The organism is Parafrankia discariae (genome assembly GCF_000373365.1).
Taxonomy (GTDB): Bacteria; Actinomycetota; Actinomycetes; order Frankiales; family Frankiaceae; genus Parafrankia; species Parafrankia discariae.
Genome location: NZ_KB891159.1, coordinates 13,340 through 36,969, shown reverse-complemented (window position 1 = coordinate 36,969; position 23,630 = coordinate 13,340). Strand labels below are relative to the sequence as shown.

General features: G+C 74.0%; 20 protein-coding genes. 12 read left to right on the top strand and 8 right to left on the bottom strand.

From position 1 onward, the window contains the following. The first annotated feature begins 31 nt into the window (after positions 1 to 31). The 4 genes from B056_RS0108580 (at position 32) to B056_RS39365 (ending at position 3,780) form a co-directional block, all read left to right on the top strand. Entirely contained in the window at positions 32 to 283 is a 252-nt protein-coding gene (locus B056_RS0108580; protein WP_018501462.1) for an acyl-CoA carboxylase epsilon subunit, read from the top strand. A 131-nt stretch (positions 284 to 414) separates the two neighbouring features. Then, positions 415 to 2,178: an acetyl/propionyl/methylcrotonyl-CoA carboxylase subunit alpha gene (locus B056_RS0108575; RefSeq protein WP_018501461.1), complete on the top strand. Its 1,764-nt coding sequence runs from the start codon at positions 415 to 417 to the stop codon at positions 2,176 to 2,178. 434 nt (positions 2,179 to 2,612) lie between these two features. After that, positions 2,613 to 3,329, top strand: coding sequence for a histidine phosphatase family protein (locus B056_RS0108570; protein ID WP_018501460.1), 717 nt, complete (start codon positions 2,613 to 2,615; stop codon positions 3,327 to 3,329). Positions 3,330 to 3,339: 10 nt separating this feature from the next. Next, on the top strand, positions 3,340 to 3,780 hold the full coding sequence (locus tag B056_RS39365) for a DUF5313 family protein (RefSeq protein ID WP_018501459.1): 441 nt from the start codon (positions 3,340 to 3,342) through the stop codon (positions 3,778 to 3,780). Between the two features lie 9 nt (positions 3,781 to 3,789). Here the strand turns inward: B056_RS39365 and deoC are convergent, their stop codons facing one another. Next, positions 3,790 to 4,581 (bottom strand): deoxyribose-phosphate aldolase, encoded by a 792-nt coding sequence (gene deoC, locus B056_RS0108560; protein WP_230202904.1) that lies wholly within the window; start codon positions 4,579 to 4,581, stop codon positions 3,790 to 3,792. Between the two features lie 50 nt (positions 4,582 to 4,631). Here deoC and upp point away from each other — a divergent pair, with 50 nt between their 5' ends. Next, positions 4,632 to 5,255: a uracil phosphoribosyltransferase gene (gene upp / locus B056_RS0108555; protein WP_018501457.1), complete on the top strand. Its 624-nt coding sequence runs from the start codon at positions 4,632 to 4,634 to the stop codon at positions 5,253 to 5,255. Here upp and B056_RS0108550 read toward each other — a convergent pair. Further along, complete coding sequence (locus B056_RS0108550) at positions 5,240 to 7,057, bottom strand: phospho-sugar mutase (RefSeq protein WP_230202900.1); 1,818 nt, start codon at positions 7,055 to 7,057, stop codon at positions 5,240 to 5,242. The two genes, upp and B056_RS0108550, sit on opposite strands and share 16 nt — an antisense overlap. A 17-nt stretch (positions 7,058 to 7,074) precedes the next feature. Continuing rightward, positions 7,075 to 7,890 (bottom strand): purine-nucleoside phosphorylase, encoded by an 816-nt coding sequence (locus tag B056_RS0108545; protein WP_018501455.1) that lies wholly within the window; start codon positions 7,888 to 7,890, stop codon positions 7,075 to 7,077. 84 nt (positions 7,891 to 7,974) lie between these two features. On the opposite strand from B056_RS0108545, the gene B056_RS0108540 reads away from it, so the two are divergent. The 4 genes from B056_RS0108540 to B056_RS0108525 all read left to right on the top strand — a co-directional run bounded on the left by B056_RS0108540 (position 7,975) and on the right by B056_RS0108525 (position 13,149). Further along, the gene (locus tag B056_RS0108540) at positions 7,975 to 8,388 is read left to right on the top strand and encodes a PH domain-containing protein (protein WP_035750824.1); all 414 of its coding nucleotides are present in this window, start codon (positions 7,975 to 7,977) and stop codon (positions 8,386 to 8,388) included. Positions 8,389 to 8,669: 281 nt separating this feature from the next. Further along, positions 8,670 to 10,496, top strand: a complete 1,827-nt coding sequence (gene aspS, locus B056_RS0108535; protein WP_018501453.1) for an aspartate--tRNA ligase — start codon at positions 8,670 to 8,672, stop codon at positions 10,494 to 10,496. A 210-nt stretch (positions 10,497 to 10,706) separates the two neighbouring features. Then, entirely contained in the window at positions 10,707 to 11,855 is a 1,149-nt protein-coding gene (locus B056_RS0108530) for a glutamate--cysteine ligase (protein WP_018501452.1), read from the top strand. Between the two features lie 52 nt (positions 11,856 to 11,907). Further along, entirely contained in the window at positions 11,908 to 13,149 is a 1,242-nt protein-coding gene (locus tag B056_RS0108525; protein WP_230202899.1) for an amidohydrolase, read from the top strand. A 61-nt stretch (positions 13,150 to 13,210) separates the two neighbouring features. Here the strand turns inward: B056_RS0108525 and B056_RS0108520 are convergent, their stop codons facing one another. After that, complete coding sequence (locus B056_RS0108520) at positions 13,211 to 13,651, bottom strand: gamma-glutamylcyclotransferase (protein ID WP_018501450.1); 441 nt, start codon at positions 13,649 to 13,651, stop codon at positions 13,211 to 13,213. A 209-nt stretch (positions 13,652 to 13,860) separates the two neighbouring features. Here B056_RS0108520 and B056_RS0108515 point away from each other — a divergent pair, with 209 nt between their 5' ends. Both B056_RS0108515 and B056_RS0108510 read left to right on the top strand, forming a co-directional pair. Further along, on the top strand, positions 13,861 to 15,312 hold the full coding sequence (locus B056_RS0108515; RefSeq protein ID WP_018501449.1) for an NAD(P)H-quinone dehydrogenase: 1,452 nt from the start codon (positions 13,861 to 13,863) through the stop codon (positions 15,310 to 15,312). Positions 15,313 to 15,351: 39 nt separating this feature from the next. After that, positions 15,352 to 16,662 (top strand): PfkB family carbohydrate kinase, encoded by a 1,311-nt coding sequence (locus B056_RS0108510; protein ID WP_018501448.1) that lies wholly within the window; start codon positions 15,352 to 15,354, stop codon positions 16,660 to 16,662. A 34-nt stretch (positions 16,663 to 16,696) separates the two neighbouring features. On the opposite strand, the gene B056_RS35840 is transcribed toward B056_RS0108510, so the two are convergent. The 4 genes from B056_RS35840 to B056_RS35835 all read right to left on the bottom strand — a co-directional run bounded on the left by B056_RS35840 (position 16,697) and on the right by B056_RS35835 (position 20,441). After that, positions 16,697 to 17,326, bottom strand: a complete 630-nt coding sequence (locus B056_RS35840) for a DNA-3-methyladenine glycosylase I (protein ID WP_018501447.1) — start codon at positions 17,324 to 17,326, stop codon at positions 16,697 to 16,699. Beyond that, positions 17,323 to 18,468, bottom strand: a complete 1,146-nt coding sequence (locus B056_RS0108500; RefSeq protein ID WP_018501446.1) for an adenosine deaminase — start codon at positions 18,466 to 18,468, stop codon at positions 17,323 to 17,325. The genes B056_RS35840 and B056_RS0108500 overlap by 4 nt, the downstream gene beginning before the upstream one ends. Positions 18,469 to 18,621: 153 nt before the next feature. Next, positions 18,622 to 20,016: a thymidine phosphorylase gene (locus B056_RS0108495; RefSeq protein ID WP_018501445.1), complete on the bottom strand. Its 1,395-nt coding sequence runs from the start codon at positions 20,014 to 20,016 to the stop codon at positions 18,622 to 18,624. Beyond that, positions 20,013 to 20,441, bottom strand: coding sequence for a cytidine deaminase (locus tag B056_RS35835; RefSeq protein ID WP_018501444.1), 429 nt, complete (start codon positions 20,439 to 20,441; stop codon positions 20,013 to 20,015). The genes B056_RS0108495 and B056_RS35835 overlap by 4 nt, the downstream gene beginning before the upstream one ends. 204 nt (positions 20,442 to 20,645) lie before the next feature. Between B056_RS35835 and B056_RS0108485 the strand changes: the two genes are divergently transcribed. After that, positions 20,646 to 23,579 (top strand): serine/threonine-protein kinase, encoded by a 2,934-nt coding sequence (locus B056_RS0108485; protein ID WP_026239469.1) that lies wholly within the window; start codon positions 20,646 to 20,648, stop codon positions 23,577 to 23,579. Positions 23,580 to 23,630 lie beyond the last annotated feature (51 nt).

The following is a 23,630-nucleotide window of genomic DNA, read 5'->3' as shown; positions in this document are numbered from 1 at the left end:
CGAACGACCGAGGACCGAGGAGGAACGGCCGGTGGCCGACAGTCCCGACGAGCTTCCCGGCCGGGCGCACCTGCGGCTGGTCCGCGGGGACGCGACCCCGGAGGAGATCGCCGCGCTCGTGGCCGTCCTGGCCGCGCGGTCGGCCCCGGCCGCGCCGCCCGCGCGGGTCAGGTCCACCTGGGCCGACCCGGTGTTCGCCCTGCGCGGCGGGGTCTCCGCCGGGCCAGGCGGTTGGGCCCGGTCGGCCCGCACCGGCGGCATACGCTTCCCCGCGAGCGGGTGACGAGACACAACCGATCATGGCATCGGCGGCGGGGCGGACCTTTCCGCCCCGCCGGTGGGCAGGAATCGCAAAGAAGAAATATGGTGCGGCCCGACTCGCCTAGACTCAGGCCGGACGAGGACGGGAGGAACGTGCGTAAGATCCTCATCGCCAACCGGGGGGAAATTGCCGTCCGGGTGGCGCGGGCCTGCCGCGACGCGGGATATTCAAGCGTCGCCGTGTATGCGGAGCCCGACATCGACGCCATGCATGTCCGGGTCACGGACGAGGCATTCGCACTGGGCGGCACAACGCCCGGCGACTCGTACCTGAGAATTGACAAGATTCTCCAGGCGTGCGAGCTGTCCGGCGCGGACGCGGTACACCCCGGCTACGGTTTCCTCTCCGAGAACGCGGATTTCGCCGAGGCCGTGATCTCCGCCGGGCTGACCTGGATCGGCCCGCCGCCCGAAGCCATCCGCCGGCTCGGTGACAAGACCGCCGCCCGCCACATCGCGCTGGCCGTCGGCGCCCCGCTCGCCCCGGGCACCGCCGACCCGGTCGCCGGGGTGGACGAGGTGGTCGCGTTCGCGAACGAGCACGGCCTGCCGGTCGCCATCAAGGCCGCCTTCGGCGGCGGCGGCCGCGGGCTCAAGGTCGCCTGGAACGCCGAGGAGCTGCCCGAGCTGTTCGAGAGCGCGGTGCGCGAGGCCGTCGCGGCCTTCGGTCGCGGCGAGTGCTTCGTCGAGCGCTACCTCGACCAGCCCCGCCACGTCGAGACGCAGATCCTGGCCGACACGCACGGCAACGTCGTCGTCGTCGGCACCCGCGACTGCTCTCTCCAGCGGCGCTACCAGAAACTCGTCGAGGAGGCCCCCGCGCCGTTCCTCACCGAGGCGCAGAACACCGCGCTGTACGAGGCGTCCAAGTCGATCATCCACGAGGCCGGCTACGTCGGCGCCGGCACGGTGGAGTTCCTCGTCGCCAAGGACGGGATGATCAGCTTCCTCGAGGTCAACACCCGGCTGCAGGTCGAGCACCCGGTGACCGAGGAGACCTCCGGCGTCGACCTGGTGCGGGCCCAGTTCCGCATCGCCGAGGGCGAGGCCCTCGACCCGGTCGACCCGACCCCGCGCGGCCACTCGATCGAGTTCCGCATCAACGGCGAGGACCCGGGCCGCAACTTCCTCCCGGCGCCGGGCACCGTCACCACGTTCACGGCTCCGGCCGGTCCCGGCGTCCGCCTGGACACCGGCGTCGAGAGCGGCAGCGTCATCGGCGGGGCGTTCGACTCGCTGCTCGCCAAGCTCATCGTCACCGGGGCGACCCGCCAGGAAGCCCTGGAACGGGCCCGGCGCGCGCTCGACGAGATGGTCGTCGAGGGCATGGCCACGGCGCTGCCGTTCCACCGCGCGGTCGTGCGCGACCTGGCGTTCGCCCCGGAGGCGGCGGACGAGCCGTTCCGGGTGCACAACCGCTGGATCGAGACCGAGTTCGACAACACCATCCCGCCGTTCGCCGGCGGCGCCGACGCCGGCACCGACACCGAACCGCGGGAGACCGTGGTCGTCGAGGTCGGCGGCAAGCGGCTGGAGGTCGTCCTGCCCGCCGGGTTCGGCGCGGGCGGCGGCGCGGTGGCCTCCGCCGGTGCCACGGCGCCCAAGCGGCGCTCGGCGAGCAAAGCCGCGGCCAAGGTCACCGGCGACGCGCTGACCAGCCCGATGCAGGGCACCATCGTCAAGGTCGCGGTCAGCGACGGCGACACCGTCGAGGCCGGCGATCTGATCGTCGTGCTCGAGGCGATGAAGATGGAGCAGCCCATCAACGCGCACCGTGCCGGGACCGTCGGCGGGCTCGCGGCAGCGGTCGGGGCTGTCGTGACCAGCGGTGCGGTCCTGTGCGAGATCAAGGACTGACCAGGCGGCACCGGCGGCACGCGACGGGCTGACCGAGCCGCACGCACCGGCGGCGGCGTTCCCCACCCGGGGAGCGCCGCCGCCGTTCGTCGTTCCCGGCACGGCCACGCCCGACGTCGCTCCCGATGTCGCTCCCGGCACATCGTGGTGACGGTGAGAACCGCATAAACCCCGCTGGGTGACGATCCGACGGCGGTACGCGGCGCACCGGCCGCGGTGCGGAACGGTCCCGGCGGAGTACTCCGATCGGGTGGGCCGCACGGTGGCGGCGCGCGGTTCGGGGCGGCGAAGCTCCGCCACACTCTAGGCACAGGTCCAGGTGAGGACGATGCCGTCCGATCAGCGACGTCGCGAGGCGCCGGAGGGTTCGCGCGCGACGGTCCGGGCCGTTGTCATGGCCGCGGGTTCCGCCGCCCTGGCGCGAGGAGACGCGCATGCCCGACACCGATCTGCTGCTGATCCGACACGGCGAGGCCCACTGTGACACCGCGGGCATCGCCGGCGGAGATCTCGGCTGCACCGGCCTGACCAGGCGGGGCCGTTCCCAGGCGGAACGGGCCGCCCGCCGGCTGACAGTCATGCACACCATGGAACGCCGGGTGGACGCGGTGTACGCCGACCCACGCCGCCGGGTCCGGGAGACCGCGGAGATCATCGCGGGCCGGCTGCGGATGCCGGTGATCCTCGAGCCCCGGCTGGCCGAGGCCGGCCACGGCAGCGCCGACGGCCAGTCCTGGACCGACATCCGGACCACGTTCGGCGGCACCCCCGCGGACCGGCCCGACGACCCGGTCGCCCCCGGCGCGGAGAGCTGGAACCACTTCGTCGACCGGGCCGCCGCCGGGCTGCGGCACATGGTGGAACGCCACCGCGGCCAACGAGCCCTGGTCGTCACGCACGCGGCGACCGTCGAGGTGGCGCACGCCACGATGCTCGGGCTGCCGAACGACCCCGACCCGCGGGCCGCGTTCGTGCTGGCGCACGCGTCCATCACCTGGTGGTCGCACCGCACCTCGGAGACCGGCCCGCCCCGGTGGCATCTGGTGTGGCACAACTCCACCGCGCATCTGGCCCACAGCCTGTTCGACCGGGACGTCGAGCCCGCCGTCCGGACCCGCCGTGACGTACGGCGGCCACCGGGCCGTCCGTAGGCTCTAGCCCATGGACGGCCAGGGAGAGCACCCCGCAACCGAGACCCCATCCGCCGGGGACGCGGCCCAGGCCCGGCCCGGCGGCCCGGAGCAGGAGCCCGCCGGCGCCGGGGCGGTCCCCCCGCCCCGTGACCGGGAGACTCCCCCGCTGGCGGGGCGGCTGCACTACCTGATCGGCGGGACGCTCCCGCCCCGCTACAACGACTGGGTCTCGAACGACCTGACCGGCCCGGGCTGGCGGATCCGCCAGGCGCTGCGCCCGTTCCTGCTCATGGTGCCGTTCGCGATCGTGTTCGCGCTGCTGCCCGGCCAGCTGAGCGTGCGGCTCACCCTCGTCGTGTTCCTGCTGCTCTCGGGGATCGGCCTCGGCTTCGCCACCAGCGGTTTCTTCCGCAACCGCCGTCTGGAGCAGCACGGCTTCCCGCCCGTGTTCACCGTCTCCGAGGACTAGCTCCGGGGCTCAAGCCGGGATGTCGGCGAGGATGTCCTTGGTCGCGGAGAGGCCCAGGCGGGTGGCGCCGGCGTCGACGAAGGCCAGGGCCTGCTCGGCGGTGCGGATGCCGCCGGAGGCCTTGACGCCCAGCCGGCCGCCGACCGCGGCGACCATCGCCCGCACCGCGCGCAGCGAGGCCCCGCCGGCCGGGCTGAAGCCGGTCGAGGTCTTCACGAACTCGGCGCCGCCGTCCTCCGCGGCCCGGCAGGCCGCCGCGATGCTCCCGTCCGGGAGCAGGGCCGTCTCGAGGATCACCTTGAGGATCACGTATGGCGGGACCGACAGCCGGACCTCGGTGATCTCGGTCTCGATGGCACGCCAGTTCTCGTCCATGATGTTCGCGATGTCGACGACCATGTCGATCTCGGTCGCGCCGTCGGCCACCGCGCGCCGGGCCTCCTCGGCCTTGATCACCGTGAGATGCGTCCCGTGCGGGAAGCCGACGACCGAGGCGACCGCGAAGGACGGATCGGCGTCCTTGCCGTCCTGGCGGGCGCTGGCGGCGGCGAGGAAGACATGGGTCGGGGCGACGCAGACGGTGCCGACGCCGAGCTTCGCCGCGTCCGCGCAGAGGTTGACGATCTCCTCACCGGTAGCCTCGGGGCGCAGCAGAGTGTGATCGATCATGCGCGCGAGCTCGGCGCGCCGGGGCGCGGGCCGAGGCCCGGCGGCGGCGGAGCCTGAACCGGCGTCGGAGCCGGAGCCGGACCCCGGCGCGGGACGGTCGGGTCCGGCGGGAGCCGTTGTCATACCTTGCATCATCGCCCATGGGCAGTGTGGGTTCTCGAGTGTCCCGGTAGGAGCCAACCGTGCAGGTTCAGGTCGTCGATCATCCGCTGGCAGCGGCCGCGCTCACCGTCCTGCGGGACGAGCGCACGGCGCGCGCCGCCTTCCGCGCCGCCCTGCACGACCTGGCGACGATGCTGGTCTACGAGGCGACCCGGGACCTGCCGACGATGCCGGTCTCGGTGACGACGCCGCTGGCGACCACCGCCGGGGTGGTGCTCGCGGCCGAGCCGGTGGTGGCGCCCGTGCTGCGGGCCGGTCTCGGCATGCTGCCGGCCGCGCTGACGCTGATGCCGGACGCGCGCACGGCGTTCATCGGCCTCTCCCGCGACGAGACGACCTTCGAGCCCCGGGTCTACCTGGAGTCGGTGCCGGCGGAGCTGGCGGGGCGGCCGGTGTTCCTGCTCGACCCGATGCTGGCGACCGGCGGCTCCGCGCTGCACGCGCTGCGGCTGCTCACGGCGCGTGGTACCACCGGCATCGTCGTGGTCTCCGTCGTCGCCGCGCCGGAGGGGATCGCCGCGCTGGAGGGCAGCGGCCTCGACATCAGCGTGGTCACCGCCGTGGTGGACGAGAAACTGAACGACACCGCCTACATCGTGCCGGGGCTCGGCGACGCCGGCGACCGGATCTACGGCGCCGTCTGACCCGGGCCGAAGTCGATCAGGGCCGTGGCGCCGGCGCGCAGCGCGTCCAGCTCGGTGTGGGCACGGCGGCGCGCGGCGGCCGGGCCGATCGCCGCCACGGCCGCCCGATCCGCGACGGCCTGCAGATAGATCTTGAGCTTCGGCTCGGTGCCGCTCGGCCGGGCCACGAGCCGCGCCCCGCCGTCCAGGTCGAGGATCAGGACGTCCGCGGGTGGAAGGCCGTCCGCCGCGCCGGTGGGCGGGTCGCCGGTGAGCAGGTCGCGGACGGCGGTCACGGGACGGCCGGCGACGCGGCCGGGCGGGGACGTCCGCAGCCGGCGCATCGCCGCGCCGACGGCCGCGAGATCGTCGAGGCGGACGGACACCTGGCCGGTGGCGAACACGCCGATGCGGCGGTGCAGGTCGTCGAGGACGTCCAGCAGGGTCCGACCGGCGCGCTTCTCGCGTTGGGCGGCCCGGGCGAGGGCCAGCGCGGCGGTGATGCCGTCCTTGTCCCGCACCAGGTCGGGGGCCACGGCGTAGCCGAGGGCCTCCTCGTAGCCGAACACGAGGCCGGGATCGGCACGCATGATCCACTTGAAGCCGGTCAGGGTCCGGGTACACGGCACGCCGTGGTCGCGGGCGAGCTCCACCAGGGCCGAGGAGCTGACCACGGTCGTCGCGACCGGTCCGGGCCGCGCCCGCAGGACGTGGTCGGCCAGCAGCAGCCCGATCTCGTCCCCGGTCAGCACCCGGCCGCCGACGGCCGCGGCGCACCGGTCGGCGTCCGGGTCGTTCGCGAGCACCAGGTCGGCGCCGACGTGCTCACCCAGGGCGAGCACGGCGTCGAGCACTCCCGGCTCCTCCGGGTTCGGGAACGGCGCCGTCGGGAAGTCGGGATCGGGCTCGCGCTGGCCGGCGACCGTCACCGGCACGGGCAGGCCGGCCCGGGTGAACACCGCCGCCAGGACGTCCGCGCCGACGCCGTGCAGCGGCGTGTAGGCGATCCGCGGCGGCGGCCCGGCCACCGGCGCGGCGGTGTCGACCGGTGTGACGCTGTCGACCGCGCGCACCGCGCCCTCGACGTACGCGGTGACGACCGAGGCGTCGAGGCGTGTCCACCCGTCGCCGAGCGGGATCTCCGCTGCCGGGCCGACCGCGGCGATCTCGCCCTCGACCTCGGTGTCGGCCGGGGCGACGAGCTGAGCGCCCCGCCCCGCCGCGCCCACGGCGCCCACGGCACCGGGCGGTTCCGCGGAACCGTCGGGGCCCGCGGGAGGATCGCCAAGGCGCGCGGGACCACCCAGATAGACCTTGTAGCCGTTGTCGGACGCCGGATTGTGACTGGCCGTGATCATGATCCCGGCAGTCGCGTCCAGGTGGCGGACGGCGAACGCCAGCACCGGGGTCGGCGTCGGTCCGGGGAGCAGCAGTGCCCGGGCGCCCTGCCCCGCCAGGACCCGGGCGGCGTCCAGGGCGAAGTGGTCGCTGCGCCGGCGCGCGTCGTAGCCGATCACCACCACCGGCGGGCCGGTCGCCCGGCGCCGTAGCCAGGAGCCGAGACCGGCGGTGGTCCGCCGCACCACGGCGGTGTTCATCCCGGCCGGCCCGGCCCGCAGCGGCCCGCGCAGCCCGGCGGTGCCGAAGACGAGCGGCCCGGCGAAACGCCCGGTGAGGGCGCGGACGTCACCCGCGGCCACCAGCCCGGTGAGCTCGGCCCGGTCGCCGGGGTCGGGATCGGCCGCCAGCCAGGAGGTGACCCGCGACGCCAGCGGCTCCGGCAGCCCGCCGGCCTCCGCCGTCACGGCACCCTTCGCCGTCACGGCACCCTCCTCGGTGGTCAAAGCGCGGCGATGACCCCGGCGAGCATCGAGCCCATCCGGCCGGCCGCCGCGGCGCCGGCGGCGAGGACCTCGGTGTGGTCCAGCGGGGCGCCGGTCATCCCGGCGGCCAGGTTCGTGACCAGCGAGAGCGCGAGCACGTCGACCCCGAGCGCGCGGGCGGCGATCGTCTCGTGCACCGTCGACATGCCGACGAGGTCGGCGCCGAGCCCGCGCAGCATCCGGATCTCGGCCGGTGTCTCGAAGTGCGGGCCGGGCAGCGCCGCGTAGACCCCTTCGACCAGGCTCGGTTCCACGGTGCGGGCGAGCGCGCGCAGCCGGGGCGAGTAGGCGTCGGTGAGGTCGGTGAACAGCGGGCCGACCAGCGGCGAGCGGCCCGTGAGGTTGAGGTGGTCGGCGACCAGCACCGGCTGGCCCACGTACATGTCGGACCGCAGCCCGCCGGCCGCGTTCGTCAGGACGACGGTGCCCGCGCCGGCGGCGTGCGCGGTGCGCACGGTGTGCACGACCAGGGAGAGGTCGTGGCCCTCGTAGGCGTGCACCCGGCCGAGGAAGACCAGCAGCCGCCGCCCGCCGAGCAGGATGGAACGGGCCGTGGGCGCGTGGCCGGGGACATCCGTGGCGGGAAAGCCGCCCAGGTCGGCGAAGTCGACGTCGACGACGTCGGTACCGAGACCGGCCAGGACGTCCGCCGCGGGCCGCCAACCGGACCCGAGGACGATCGCGACGTCGTGCCGGTCCACTCCGGTGCGCTCGACCAGGCGCGCCGCCGACGCGACGGCGTCGGGGGCGCTGATGATGCCGCTGTCCGCCACGAGGCGACTGTACGGCCCGCGGCATACCACTCTCGCGTGGCCCCGACCCGGCACCGCGTGGCGTTCCGGGAGCACACTGGTGGGGTGTCCCTGGTCCCCTCCGTCCGGAAGCCCCCGCGGGTGCCGCTTGAGGACGGAGAGCTCATCGAGGTCGTGCTGCGCGGGCGGATGACGGACCCGACCGGTGGCGGGCGCGTCACCGCGAAGGCCGAGCGGTTCGTCGGGCATCGCCTCGGCACGTCCCGCTGGATCATGTTGACCACGCGGCGGCTGCTGGTGGTCGCGCCCTTCCCGCGCGAGGGCGACTGGTTCGACGTCTCCTACGACCGCCGGGACGTCTCCGCCTCCCGGGGCCTGCGGCACGGCGAGGTGATCGTGGTCGAGCTGAAGACCCCCGGCGGGCGGCAGATCCTGCGGCTGCCGAATCGCACCCGGTCCGAGGCGGCGCGCCTCATCCGGGCCCTGCGCCCAGCCGAGCCCACTCCCCGCCGGCCCTGAGCGCCCGCCGAACCCGAGCCCCCGCCGAACTCAGGCCCCGCCGAACTCAGGCCCCCGCCGGACCTGAGCGCCGGCGGCGCGGCCGCCACCCCGGCCCACGCGGCGATCATCGGTGGAGCCGTCCGATAGGGTCGACAGCGACCTGACACGGCCCCTCAGCAGCCGCGTCAGTCGGATCAGCTACCGATGGACATCAGCAAATCGGCGATATCAGCAAGTCAAGGCGATATCAGCAAGTCAAATCGGTGACATCAGCAAGTGGTGACACAGGACGGATGGCCATGTCGACAGCCGCCAGCACGCCCGGAACGCACAGCACCGTGATGCGTACCCACCTGTGCGGTGATCTGGGGCTCGGCAACGCCGGCCAGCGGGTGACGGTCTGCGGCTGGGTCGCGCACCGCCGCCAGCACGGCCAGTCGCTGATGTTCGTCGACCTGCGCGACCACTCGGGCCTGGTGCAGTGCGTCGTCGACGGCTCGGTCGACGCCCGCTCCGAGTACGTCCTGCGGATCACCGGCACCGTCACCACCCGTCCGGAGGGCACCGCGAACCCGGCGCTGGCCACCGGCGGGATCGAGCTGACGGACTGCGCCGTCGAGGTGCTCTCGGTCGCCGCGCCGCCGCCGTTCCCGCTCGACGACCGGGCCGACTCGGTCGAGGAGAGCACCCGGCTCACCTACCGGTACCTCGACCTGCGCCGCGAGCGGATGCAGCGCAACCTGCGCACCCGCTCGGCGGTGCTCGGCGCGCTGCGCACCGCGTTCGCCGACCGTGGGTTCGTCGAGGTGGAGACGCCGCTGCTGATGCCGTCGACGCCGGAGGGCGCGCGCGAGTTCGTCGTCCCGTCCCGGCAGTTCCCGGGAAGCTTCTACGCGCTGCCGCAGTCGCCGCAGCTGTTCAAGCAGCTGCTGATGGTCGGCGGGATGGACCGCTACTTCCAGCTCGCGCGCTGCCTGCGCGACGAGGACCTGCGCGCCGACCGGCAGTACGAGTTCACCCAGCTGGACCTGGAGATGAGCTTCGTCGGGGTCGACGACATCCTCGACGTGGTCTCCGCGGCGGTGCTCTCCGCCGCCGCCACGGCCGTGGCGGGCTCCGGGCGCGCCGTGCCGGAGATCGAGCGGCTGACCTGGCATGACGCGATGAACCGGTTCGGGGTCGACAAGCCGGACCTGCGGTTCGGGATGGAGCTCGTCGAGCTCACCGCGATCTTCGCCGACAGCGGTTTCAAGGCGTTCGCCGGCGCCCCGGCGGTCAAGGGCATCCGGGTGCCGGGCGGGTCGGCCACCCACAACCGCAAGGCGCTCGACACCCTCACCGACCGCGCCAAGAAGCTGGGCGCGAAGGGCCTGGTGTGGATGCGCGTCGCCGCCGCCGGGGCGCTGGAGTCGCCGGTCGCGAAGTTCCTCTCCCCCGCGGAGCTCACCGGGATCGTCACGGCGACCGCGGCCGAGGAGGGTGACCTGCTGCTGCTGGTGGCGGACGAGTGGGAGACCACCTGCGAGGTGCTCGGCCAGCTGCGCAACGACCTCGGGCGCCCGCCGGCCGGCTCGGGCGAGCTGCGCTTCGCCTGGGTGGTGGACTTCCCCCTGTTCGTCGGGGTGGACGCGGCCACCGGGCGGCCGAAGCCGGGGCACCACCCGTTCACCCGGCCGCACCCCGACGACGTCGAGAAGATGGAGTCCGAGCCGCTGGCGGTGCGCAGTCTGGCCTACGACCTGGTGCTCAACGGGTGGGAGCTGGGCTCGGGGTCGATCCGGATCCACGAGAGCGAGCTGCAGCAGCGCGTCTTCGGCCTGCTGGGGATCTCGCCGGAGGAGGCGAAGGCCCGGTTCGGGTTCTTCCTCACCCCGTTCGGGTACGGCGCCCCGCCGCACGGTGGCTTCGCGTTCGGTATCGACCGGCTGGTCGCCATCCTCGCGGGTGAGGACAACATCCGTGAGGTCATCGCCTTCCCGAAGACCCAGTCCGGGCTGGACCCGCTGACCGGCGCTCCCACGGCGATCGACGAGCGACAGCTGCGCGAGCTCGGCATCCGCGTGGTCGCTCCCGCCGTTCCCGGCCCGGCGGCACCTGTGAAGGCCGAGCCCGCCCAGTCGCGCTGAAGTACGCACGGCCACGAAAAGTCAAACTAAGATAGCTCTCAGTCGGAGCTAATCCGGACACTGAGGCACGCGTGGCCAATGACCCGTCAGGGGTGTCTCTTCGTCCCTTCCGGGGGTACGGCCGCGTGATCTGGGTAACCAGCCCGGAGAGCTCGCTGCCCGAGTTCCGGGCCCGCGCGCTGGCGGGCCCGCTCACCCGGAGGAGCCGCGGTGCACATTCCCTTCTCGTCGTCCCCGAGTTCCAGCCTTGGGATCGAATGGGAGCTGGAACTCGTCGACCTGCAGAGCCGGCACCTGCGCGGCGACGCGTCCGAGATCCTCGAGGACCTGCGGTGCAAGGTCGGCGAGGAGGGCGCCGCCAAGGCCAAGCACGAACTCTTCGAGTCGACCATCGAAGTGATCACCGGGGTGTGTCAGACCGTGCCCGAGGCCACCGCCGACCTGCTCGGCACGGTCGAGGTGCTGCGGGACCTCGCCGAACGCCGCGGCATCGGCCTGATGTGCTCCGGCACCCATCCGATCAGCGAGTACTCCACCCAGAAGATCACCGCGGACGACCGCTACGACCGCCTGGTCGGCCGGATGCAGTGGCTGGCCCGGCGGCTGCTCATCTTCGGGGTGCACGTCCACGTGGGTGTGCGCTCGCCGGAGAAGGCGATGCCCATCGTGAACGCGCTGATGTCCTACATCCCGCACTTCCTGGCGCTCTCGGCCTCCTCGCCCTACTGGCTCGGCGCGCACACGGGGCTCGCGTCGTCGCGGTCGCGGGTGTTCGAGAGTCTGCCGACCGCCGGCCTGCCCTACCCCCTGGAGGACTGGGCGGCGTTCGAGGGGTTCATGGAGACCCTGGTGACGGCCGGCACCATCGAGACGATCCGCGAGGTGTGGTGGGACATCCGTCCCCACCCCAACTTCGGCACCGTCGAGCTGCGGATCTGCGACGGCCTGCCGACGCTGCTCGAGGTCGGCGCGGTCGCGGCGCTCGCGCAGTGCATCGTCGACCGGATGAACACCCAGCTCGACCGGGGTTACAAGCTGCCGGCCCCGCACCGCTGGGTGGTGCAGGAGAACAAGTGGCGGGCCGCCCGCTACGGCCTCGACGCGAAGATCATGGTGGACGACCGCGGCACGGTGCGCCCGGTACGCGCCGACATCGCCGACCTCGTCGAGGATCTGCTCCCCGTCGCCCGCCGGCTCGGCTGTGAGACCGAGCTGACCGACGTCAACCGGATCCTCGCCTCCGGGGCGAGCTACACCCGACAGGAGCTCGCCGCTCGGCGGGCCGGCGGAGACCTCACCGCCGTGGTCGATACGCTGCTGGCGGAGATGAACGCGGGGCGACCGGTCACCCACGGGTAGCCGGCCAGCCGGAGCGACAGCGGAGGGCCCGGCCCGGCAGATGACAGTGGACATGACGCACAGGACCGCCGCGGCGGGCATGCCGATCACGGCGGCCTGGCTCGCGGAGCACGAGGACGAGCTGATCGCGCTGCGGCGTGACCTGCACGCCCACCCAGAACTGGGCCGCCAGGAGCACCGCACGGCGCGTGTCCTGGAGGAACGGCTGCTGGCCGCCGGGCTGAGCCCGCAGCGCCTGCCCGACGTGCCCGGCCTGTGGTGCGACATCGGCGCGGGGGTCGACTCGGGCGGCCCCGTGGTGATGCTGCGCGCCGACATGGACGCGCTGCCGCTCGCCGACGTCAAGGACGTCCCGTACCGGTCGACGGTGCCGGGTGTCGCGCACGCCTGCGGGCACGACGTGCACACCACCGTGGCCCTCGGCGCCGGCCTGGCGCTCGCCGAGCACGCCCGGGCCCACCCGTTGCCGGGTACCGTGCGGCTGCTCTTCCAGCCGGCCGAGGAGACCATGCCCGGCGGCTCGCTCGACGTGATCGACGCCGGCGTGCTCAAGCCGGTGACCTCGGCGATCACCGTGCACTGCGACCCCGCGCTCGACGTGGGCACCATCGGGCTGCGTTCCGGCCCGATCACCTCGGCCGCCGACGCGGTGGAGATCACCCTGGCCGGGCCGGGCGGGCACACCTCGCGGCCGCAGAACACCGTCGACCTGGTCTACGCCCTCGCCCGGCTGGCGGTGGACCTGCCGGCCGCGCTGTCCCGGCGGGTCGACCCGCGCTCCGCGCTCTCGCTGGTCTGGGGCCAGATCCAGTCCGGCACCGTGACGAACGCCATCCCACGCACCGGCAAGCTGCGCGGGACGGTCCGCACGCTGTCCCGGGAGACCTGGGAGGCGGCGCCGGAGCTGGTCGAGCGCCTCGCCGAGCAGCTCGTCGCCCCCTACGGCGCGCAGCTCGCCGTCGACTACGTGCGCGGCGTCCCGCCGGTGGTCAACCACGCCGACGTCGTCGACGCGTTCGGCGCGGTGGTCGACGCGGTGTTCGGGCACGAGGCGGCCACCTCGGTCGCCCAGTCCCTCGGCGGCGAGGACTTCGGCTGGTATCTCACCCACGTGCCCGGGGGGCTGGCCCGGCTGGGCACCCGCACGCCGGGCGGCCCCACCTACGACCTGCACCAGGGCAGTTTCGACGTCGACGAGCGCGCGGTCGGCGTGGGTGTGAGGTTCCTCTCCGCCGCCGCCTGTGAGCTGCTCGACCGCTCGGCCGACCCGGCGGGCCCGGACGACCTGGCCTAGGCCAGGTCGTCCGGTGCCACCCGGCCCACCTGGGCGGGCCGGGTGGGTCGGGCGCCCGGGATCAGGCGATCGGGCGTCCGCGGAGCTCGGTGACGTAGTCGGAGGGGGCGCCGGCCTTCTCGGCCGCGTCCGCGATCAGGTCGAGGGAGTTGCGTGACGGCAGCCCGCCCTCGTAGGTGTTCAGGATGTACGTCCAGGCCAGGCTCTCGCCGTCCAGCGTCGACACCCGCACCCTGATGCGGGTGTAGAGGCCGGTGTCGGCGCCCTCCCAGATGTCCAGGCGCTCCAGGTCGTAGCGGTCGAGATCGTACAGCAGGACGTACACGTCCGCGCCGGGCGACTCGACGATGGTCGCCAGCGCTCCGTCCCAGCCGACGTTCTCACCGCCGAAGGTCAGGCGCCAGCCCCTGATCCACCCGGTGCCGATCACCGGGGAGTGTGGCGCGCGCTGCTTCATGTGCGCCGGATCGAGGTTGCTCGCGTAGGCGGCGTACTTCGTCATCGTCGGGGTCTCTTCCGATCTCCCCGCCCGGTGCGAGAGCGCGGGGTTGCTTCCAGCCGGGTGCGGCCACCGGCGTCACGGGGTGGGCCGACGTCACGGGGGGCGTCCGACGTCGGTGGAAGATACTACGGAGCCCGCCGCACCGGGACGAGAGGGACATCTGAAGAGGGGCAAACTAGGGAGGTACGACGAGCTCTGGAGGATCCCACGTGACGCGCATCGTCATCCTTGGCGGCGGGCCCGGCGGCTACGAGGCGGCCCTGGTCGCCGCCTCCCTCGGCGCGACCGTGACCGTCATCGACTCGGACGGCATCGGTGGCGCGTGCGTCCTGACCGACTGCGTGCCGTCCAAGACCCTCATCGCGACGTCGGAGACGATGACGAACTTCGCGATGGCGCCGGCGCTGGGCGTGCGCCCGCACGGCGACCCGGCGGCCGAGGTCGGCAGCTGGGAGCTGACCGGCCTGCCCCACCTGACGCCACCGGACGTGGTCACGGTCGACCCGGAGCAGGTCAACGAACGGGTGCGGGCGCTGGCCCGGGCCCAGTCCGCCGACATCGAGCGCCGCCTGGAGCGGGAGCGGGTCGAGGTGGTGCACGGCACCGGGCGCCTGGTCGGCCCGCACGCGGTGGAGACGTCCGACGGCGAGACGTTCGTCGGCGACATCGTCCTGGTCGCCACGGGCGCGTCGCCGCGGGAGATCTCCGGCTGCGAGCCGGACGGCGAGCGCATCCTGACCTGGCGCCACCTGTACGACCTCAAGGAGATCCCCGAGCACCTGGTCGTGGTCGGTTCCGGGGTCACCGGCGCCGAGTTCGCCAGCGCCTACCGGGCCCTCGGCGCCGAGGTGACACTTGTCTCCTCGCGTGAGCGGGTGCTGCCCGGCGAGGACCCGGACGCCGCCCGGGTGATCGAGGACGTCTTCGTCCGCCGCGGCATCGAGGTGCTCAACCGCTCCCGGGCCGCCGCGGCGCGCCGGATCGGCGACGGTGTCCTCGTCGAGCTCACCGACGGCCGGACGGTGACAGGCAGCCACGCACTGATGGCGGTGGGTTCCGTACCGCGGACGAAGGGCCTCGGCCTGACCGAGGTCGGCGTCCGGCTCGGCTCCGGCGGCCACGTCGTCGTCGACCGCATGTCCCGGACGTCGGTTCCCGGCGTGTACGCGGCCGGCGACTGCACCGGCGTGCTCCCGCTGGCGTCCGTCGCCGCGATGCAGGGCCGGATCGCGATGTGGCACGCCCTCGGCGAGGCGGTGACCCCGCTGCGCCTCGGCACGGTCTCGTCGAACATCTTCACCGAGCCGGAGATCGCCACCGTCGGGGTGACCCAGCGGATGAAGGACTCCGGCGCGATCGCCGCCGAGGTCACCACAGTGCCCCTGATGCGCAATCCGCGGGCGAAAATGATGGGGATTGCGGATGGTTTCGTCAAGTTGTTCTGTCGGCCCGGAAGTGGCAGCGTCCTGGGTGGCGTCATCGTTGCTCCGCGTGCAAGTGAACTGATCCTCTCAATTTCGCTCGCGGTGGAGAACGGCCTGACGGTCGACCAGATCGCGCACACCTTCTCGATCTATCCCTCCTTGTCCGGTTCCATCACCGAGGCGGCCCGTGTCCTGCGGCCGCGCGACCTGTTCGCCGGCTTCGACACCCCCGCCTGAACAGGCCTGCCACTCCGGCCCAGGCCGGATAATGGGCCCATGAAAGGCGTCTTCGTCGGCCTGACGACGCTTGATTCGGTCTACCTCGTGGATCGGCTTCCAGGTGCCGACGAGAAGTGTGTGGCGCGCGATTTCGCCATGAATGCGGGCGGTCCCGCGACGAACGCCGCGGTGACGTTCGCCTACCTCGGCGGACGGGCCTGCCTGGTCAGCGCCATCGGCACGTCCCCGGCCGCGGCGCTCGTGCACGCGGATCTCGCGCGCTACCGGGTCCGGCACATCGAGCTGGTGCCGGAGCAGTCCGGCGACGGCACCGCCGGTCCCTACGGCGCCCTTCCCGCCCAGGGGATGGCCGGCCCCTCCGGCCAGCACGGCCCGCCGGGGAAGCCCGTGGGACCGCGCACCGGCGGCACCCGCTCCGGGTACGGCCCGACCGGCCCGCTCACCGGGTATCCGCACATGCGCGGCCGGGGCGGACCCGGCCTGCCCGGCGGCGCGGCCCACAGCCCCGCCGGGGCGGTCAGGCCGGCCGGCCACGTGCTCGGCCCGGCCGGTGGCGCCCCCCACAGCGGGATCGGCGGCCACGGCGGAGTCGGCGGCCAGGGCGGCCACGGCGGGGCCGGCGGCCAGGGCGGGGCCGGGCTCGGTGGGGCCGGCACCCTCGGCGGGATGGCCGGCCTGGCCGGCGCCGTCCAGGCCGGTCCGAACGCGGCGGCCGCCGGCCACCTGGCCGGCCAGTCGGCGATGTCCTACGCCCTCCCGATGTCAGCGGTCATGGTGACCTCGCGGACCGGCGAGCGTGCGGTGACCTCGACCCACGGCATGGTCCCCCGGTGCACCGCCAACACCTCCGCCGCGGCCGCGGTCGCCGACGCCGACGTGGTTGTGCTCGACGGCCACCAGGTCGACGCGGCCATCGGCCTGCTGCGCACCCTGCGGGGCGCGGGCCCGCCGGTCCTGCTCGACGGCGGCAGCTGGAAGCCCGGCACCGAGCAGATCCTGCCGTTCGTCGATGTCGTGATCTGCTCCACCGCGTTCCGCCCCCCGGGCTTCGACCCCGGCGCGGACATCCTCGGCCTGCTGCTGCGCTACGGCCCGTTCTTCGTCGCCGTCACGGACGGCCCCGGGCCCATCCGCTGGGCCACGGCGGAACGGCGCGGCCACGTGCTGCCCCCGGTGGTGGCCGCCCGCGACACCCTGGGCGCCGGCGACGTCTTCCACGGCGCGTTCGCCTGGATGATGGCCCACGGCGCGCTCGCGACCGACGAGCTGGTCGGAGCGCTCGGCGAGGCGTCCCGGGTCGCCGCCCGCTCCGTGCTGACCTTCGGCCCCCGCAGCTGGATGACCTGACCCCGGTGGGCGGGCCGGCCCACCGGGGGCGCGGTCAGCCCGCGGGCGCGGTCAGCCCGGCGGCCGGGGTGGCGGGCGGCGCGACGGGCGCGTCCCGCGCCGCGCAGCCGGCGAGGTGGTCGTTCACCAGCCCGCACGCCTGCATGAGCGCATACGCGGTGGTCGGGCCGACGAAGACGAAGCCGTGCCCCCGCAGCGCCTTCGCCAGCGCCTTGGACTCGGCGGTCACCGCCGGGACGTCGGCGAGCCGGACCGGGGCCGGGTGGGGCGGCGGCGCGAACGACCAGACCAGCTCCGCCAACGGCTCGGTCAGGGCGAGCACGGCGCGGGCGTTCGCGATCGTCGCCTCGATCTTGCGCCGGTTGCGGACGATGCCGGCGTCCAGGAGAAGTGTCTCGACCGTGCCTGCGCCGAACGCGGCGACGGCGGCCGGGTCGAACCCGGCGAACGCCGCCCGGAACGCCGGGCGCTTGCGCAGGATGGTCAGCCACGACAGCCCGGACTGGAACGCCTCCAGCGTCATCCGTTCGAACAGGCCGACGGTGTCCCGCACCGGCCGGCCCCACTCGGTGTCGTGGTACTCGACGTACAGCGGCGTCGACAGCCCCCAGGGGCACCGTGGCCACCCGTCCGCCCCCACGGCCAGGTCGGCCGACCCGGTCACGGGACGAACCCCTCGAAGCCGGGCTTGATGACCTCGTTGATCAGCGCGAGACGCTGGTCGAACGGGAGGAACGCCGACTTCATCGCGTTCACGGTCAGCCAGCGGATGTCGGACCAGCCGTAGCCGAACGTCTCGACCAGGGTCGCGAACTCGCTGGACAGCGTCACCCCGCTCATCAGCCGGTTGTCGGTGTTCACCGTGACCCGGAAGTGCAGCCGGCGCAGCAGGCCGATCGGGTGCCGCTCCAGGCTCGGCGCCGCACCGGTGTGCACGTTCGACGACGGGCACATCTCCAGCGGGACGCGGACGTCACGCACGTAGTCCGCCAGATCGCCGAGGGTGGCGTTTCCGTCCGGGTCGACCGTGATGTCGTCGACGATGCGCACGCCGTGCCCGAGCCGGTCGGCGTTGCACCACTGCAGCGCCTCCCAGATCGACGGCAGACCGAAGGCCTCGCCGGCGTGGATCGTGAAGTGCCCGTTCGCCCGCTGGATGTACTGGAACGCGTCGAGGTGGCGGGTCGGCGGGTTGCCCGCCTCCGCCCCCGCGATGTCGAACCCGACCACCCCGGCCTCCCTCCACCGGACGGCCAGCTCCGCGATCTCCAGTGAACGGGCCTGGTGACGCATGGCGGTCAGCAGCGCTCGCACGTGCAGGCCGGTTCCGGCCGAGCCGGCCCGGAAGCCGTCCAGCGCGGCCTCGACCACCTCGTCGAGGGACATGCCCTGCTCGACGTGCAGCTCCGGGGCGAACCGGACCTCGGCGTAGACGACCCCGTCGGCGGCCAGGTCCTCGGCGCACTCGCGGGCCACCCGGGCCACGGCCTCGGGGGTCTGCATGACGCCGACCGTGTGGCTGAACGTCTCCAGGTACCGCACGAGCGACCCGGTGTGCGCACCGCCGCGGAACCAGGTGCCGAGCTTGTCGACGTCGGTCGTCGGCAGACCGGTGTACCCGGTGGCGTCCGCCAGCTCGACGATGGTCTCGGGCCGCAGGCCACCATCAAGATGATCATGCAGCAGGACCTTGGGGACCCGGCGGATCGCCGCCTCGGTGATCTTCTCACTGGCCTGGCCAGCAGGGATGTCCGCGCTCACCTCCCTGACGGTAGGCCACCGGACCGACAGTTCGCCGTCCGCCATCTGACGACGAGCAGACCCCGCGCCCGAATCCCACCCCCGGAAAACCCAACAAATCGAAAAACATCCCAATTAAGACAATTTAAGAACACCAAAACAAAGCATGGCAGGCGTTCGGACCCACGGACCAGCTCACCCGCCACACTTCGGATCGGGTCAGTGGATGTGGTCGAGGATCAGGGGGGCGGGAGGGGGCGGTTCGTCGGTGATCGAGACGGCGTCCGTGAGCGCGGCGAGGGCGCGGGGGAACGTCGCCTCGTCGTCGGAGTGGAGCTCGATGAGGGGGGCGCCGGCCTGGACCCGCTCCCCCACCGTCGCCAGCCAACGCAGTCCGGCCGCCGGCGAGACGGGATCCTCCTTTCGCGCGCGCCCCGCGCCCAGCCGCCAGGCGGCGATCCCCAGGGCGCGGGCGTCGAGGCGGCTCAGGTAGCCGTCCGCCGGAGCGGGGACGGTACGGGTGAACGCCGCGGTCGGCAGCGGGGCGTCCGGGTCGCCGCCCTGGGCGGCGACCATCGCCCGCCACACGTCGTAGGCCGCCCCGGAGGCCAGGACCTCCGCCGGGTCCGGCCCCGCACCACCCGGGCGCCCCGCGCCACCCGGCCCACCGGGCCCACCGCCCGGACGCCCGGCACCGGGGCCACCGCCGAGGCCGACGAGGTCCAGCATCACCCGGGCGAGGGCGACGGTGACCTCGACGAGGTCCGGCGGGCCCGCCCCGCGCAGGGTCTCGACCGCCTCGGTCACCTCGGGCCCGTTGCCCGCGGTGCGGCCCAGCGGGGTGTCCATCGCGGTGAGCAGTGCCTCGGTACGGACCCCGGCCCGGGTGCCCAGACCGACCATCGTCCGCGCGAGCTCGCGCGCGTCGGCGCGGGAGGTCATGAAGGCACCGGCGCCGACCTTGACGTCCAGTACCAGCGCGGACGTCCCCTCGGCGATCTTCTTGCTCATGATGGAGGAGGCGATCAGCGGGATGGACTCGACGGTGCCGGTGACGTCGCGCAGGGCGTACAGCCTGCGGTCCGCGGGAGCCAGGCCGGGGCCGGCGGCGCAGATGACCGCGCCGACGTCCGCCAACACGGCGCGCATGGTGTCCGGGTCGAGATCCGCGCGCCAGCCGGGGATGGCCTCCATCTTGTCGAGCGTCCCGCCGGTGTGCCCGAGCCCCCGGCCGGACAACTGCGGGACGGCCGCCCCGCACGCGGCCACCAGCGGGGCGAGGACCAGTGAGACCTTGTCCCCGACCCCGCCGGTGGAATGCTTGTCGACCGTCGGGCGGGTCAGGCCGGACAGGTCCAGCCGTTCGCCGCTGGCGATCATCGCCGCCGTCCAGTGATCCAGTTCGTCGGGGGCCATGCCACGCCAGACCACGGCCATCAGGTAGGCGGACATCTGCTCGTCGGCGACCCGGCCATGGGTGTAGGCGTCGATGAGCCAGGCGACCGCGTCCGCCGGCAACGCCGCTCCGTCACGCTTGGCCCGGATGAGATCGACCACGTCGTGGGACGCGGCGGCGGGCCGGCCCGGCCCGCCGCCCGGGACCTCGGCGCTCACGCCCCACGCTCCGCCGTCGGTGACCGGTCCGCGGCGGGCGGCAGGTCCGCCGGGCCGAAGGCGCCCGGGAGAAGCTGACCCAGGGTGCGGACACCGTCCGCGGTCGCCAGTTCGAGCCCGGGGCCGCCGTGCTCGTGGAGGAGCTGGCGGCAGCGACCGCACGGCGCGAGCGGCGCGCCCGTGCCGTCCACGCAGACGAAGGCCACCAGCCGGCCACCACCGCTGGCCCGCAGTGCCGACACCAGACCACATTCGGCGCACAAAGTGAGCCCGTAGGAGGCGTTCTCGACATTGCAGCCGACGACGACCCGGCCGTCGTCGACCAGCGCCGCCGCGCCGACCCGCAGGCCGGAGTACGGCGCGTAGGCGTGCCGAGCGACCCGCACCGCCGCGTCGCGCAGGTGCTCCCAGCCGCTGTCGTCCACGTTCCCTCCCGGACGGTTCGCCTTCCTTCCAGGCCGCCTGCCCGGACACGCCAGGTCGCCGACCGGATGCAGGACGTCACGCGGGCTCGGCGGACCGGCCCGCGCGGCCCGTCGGCACCGGCCCCGACCAGCATGCCCCACTGCCGGTGAGCGGACCGGATGTGATCCCATGAAATCGTCAACGCGCAGCGGAGAGGACAACCGATGTCAGGCGAGCGCCGGGGCGAACCCGGTCCAGCCGGTCCACGAGCTCTCGTCGGGCGTCGGTACCGGCTGGACGGGGTGATCGGCCAGGGCGGCTTCGGTGTCGTGCACCGGGCCACCGACGAGCTGCTCGGCCGGCAGGTCGCCGTCAAGGAGGTCCGGCTCCCCACCGACGGCAGCGAACGGGAACGGGAGCTCGCGCGGGAGCGGGTGCTGCGCGAGGCGCGCGCCGCCGGCCGGCTGCATCATCCCGGCGCGGTCGCGGTCCTGGACGTCATCGCCGAGGGCGACCTGCCCTGGATCGTGATGGAGTTCGTCGACGGGAAGTCCCTGTCGGCGATCATCGAGGAGCGCGGCCGGCTCGGGGTCGGTGAGGTCTGCCGCATCGGCATCAGCCTCGCCTACGCGCTGGAGGCCGCCCACCGCCTGGGCATCGTGCACCGTGATGTGAAGCCGAGCAACGTCCTGGTGACGACGGACGAGCGCGCGCGGCTCACCGACTTCGGGATCGCCGTCAGCCATGGTGACCCCCGGCTGACCAGCACCGGGATGGTCCTCGGCTCGCCGGCCTACCTGGCCCCCGAGCGGGCCCGCGGCGACGCCGGTACGGCCGCCAGCGACCGGTGGGGGCTGGGCGCGACGCTGTTCACCAGCGTCGAGGGGGTCTCCCCGTTCCCCGGGAACGACCCGATCTCCATTCTCGCCGCGGTGGTGCAGGGCCGCCGCCGGCCGTTCCACGCCGCCGGGCGACTCGCGCCCGTGATCGACGATCTCATGGCCACCCACCAGGCCCGCCGGCCGAGTCTGGCGACGGTTCGCTCGCGGCTGCGCGACATCCTCGAACGCGGCGGGGACACCCGGCCCTCCCGGACCCGCGGCCGGCCGTCCCGGCCGGCGGTCACCGCGGTCACTCCGACGTCGGGCACGCCCGCGGTCCCCGAGACCGTCCCCGCGGCCCCGGCGGCCCCGGTCGCGACCACGGCCGTGTTCGCGGCGGACGGCGGTGACGCGTTCACCGTGGGCGGGGCGTCCCCGGCCGAGCAGGACACCGTCGTCAGCCAGTACGCCGGGCCCGACGAGACCACCGTCCTCGGCGCGTCCGCCCCACGCGGACCGGGGGCCGCCGGCGCGCCGGCCACCGAGCCGCGCGGCGCCGTGACGGACGACGACGACGTGACGTCCGACCACCCGGCCCCGGAGGACGGCGGCGCGGACCTGACCGTGCTGCTCGCCAGCCCGGCGGCACCGGACGACACGATGCCCGGCGAGACACTGTCAGACGACACCCTGCCCGCAGACGACACCCTGCCCGACGACCCGCTGCCCGACGACCCGCTGCCAGCCGGCCCGCTGCCGGACGACACCGTGCTGACCGGGAGGCCGCCGGACGACACCCTCGGGGCCGGGGCGGCCGACCCGGCGGGGAGCGAAGCGCGTCCGGCCGACCCGGCACCCGCCGATTCGGCCGAACCGGCCGAACCCGCCGAACCGGCCGAACCCGCGGAACCGGCGGAACCGGCCGAAGCCGCGGAACCGGCGGCGCGGGCTGGAACAGTCGAGCCGGCTGGAGCGGCGGGACGGCTCGGAGCGGCCCATGCCGGGGCACCGGTGGGACAGTCGGGAACGGCTGGTGTGCACTCTCGGCTGACCGGTCGGCTGGAGCGGATCCGGGCGATGGAGCGGCGCCGCGGCGCGGCGGTCGAGCGTCCCCGGGGCAGCGAGCGGCTGCGGCCGGTCGACCGCATGCGGGCGCTCGGTGGCATCCCGGCGCGGGCCCGGACATCCCAGGACGCGCCGCCCACCGACGGACCGACGTCCGCCCGCACCGACCCGGTGACCGGCGGTCTGTCGACGCCCGGCACGGACGGCCGGTCCGTCGGGACCGGGACCGGGCCGGGCCCGACCTACCCGGCAGGCACCGGATCGCCCTCGGCCGTGGACACCGGGACGGCCGGGACAGGCAGTACGCCCGACGCCGCGGGCACCGCCGTGGACCCGCCGTCCACTGCGGCGCACCGGTACTCGGCGGCCGCGGCGCTGTTCTCCCGGCCGGGCAGGTCCAAGGCCTCCGGCGATTCCGAACCGGAGGGCTCAGCGGGCCCTGGGATCTCAGCGGGTCCGCCGATCGCACCCCGCGTCGCCGCCCAGCCACGGCCGGAGCCGGAGCCGCGGACGGGTGGGCAGAACCTGTTCCGCCCGCCCTCCGAACGGCAGCCGGCGGGGCGGCACCCGGGCGGGGCGGCGCCGGGCCGTCCGGACGGCGCGACCGCCGTCACGCCCGGCCGCGGGCGTCGGCTGGTTGTGATCCTCGTCGCGTCCATCGTCGCGCTCGTGCTCGCGGTCGTCGCCGCCGTCCTGGTGTTCGGTGGGGGCGAGGACGCCGCGGAGCCGGGCGCCGCCGGGGCGCGCCCGACCGTCCAGGCTGACCGGGAAGACGCGGCAGTCCAGGCCGGGGACCTGGTCTCGGCCGACTCGAAGCCGGCCACGGCCCCTGCGGGCTGGGTCTCCTACGTCGATCCGACGGGCTGGTCGATCGCCTACCCGTCGCGCTGGGAGCGACGGCCCGGACCCGGAGGCGAGGGGAATACGGACTTCGTGGATCCGGCTACTGGTACGTTCTTGCGCATCGGGAGCATCGCGAGTGCGAACACCTCCGCCGTTGAGGACTGGCGCACGAACGAAATCAGCTTCCGGGATCGAGTGCGGGACTACCGGCGGGTACGGATCGAACCAGGTGACGGGGCGGACGGCGCGACACAGGCCGACTGGGAGTTCACCTACGCCTCCGGTGGGGGGACGGTGCATGTGCTCAACCGTGGCGCGGTGCGAAACGGGCATGGATACGCTCTGTACTGGTACACGGCCGAGGAGCTGTGGGAGGCGGATCAGCCGCTCATGCGACAGCTCTTCGCGACCTTCAGGCCGGCCTCATGAGGAACCTCGGGGCCGGTTGCCGGCCTGACGGATCCGAGTGCCGGCGGGGTT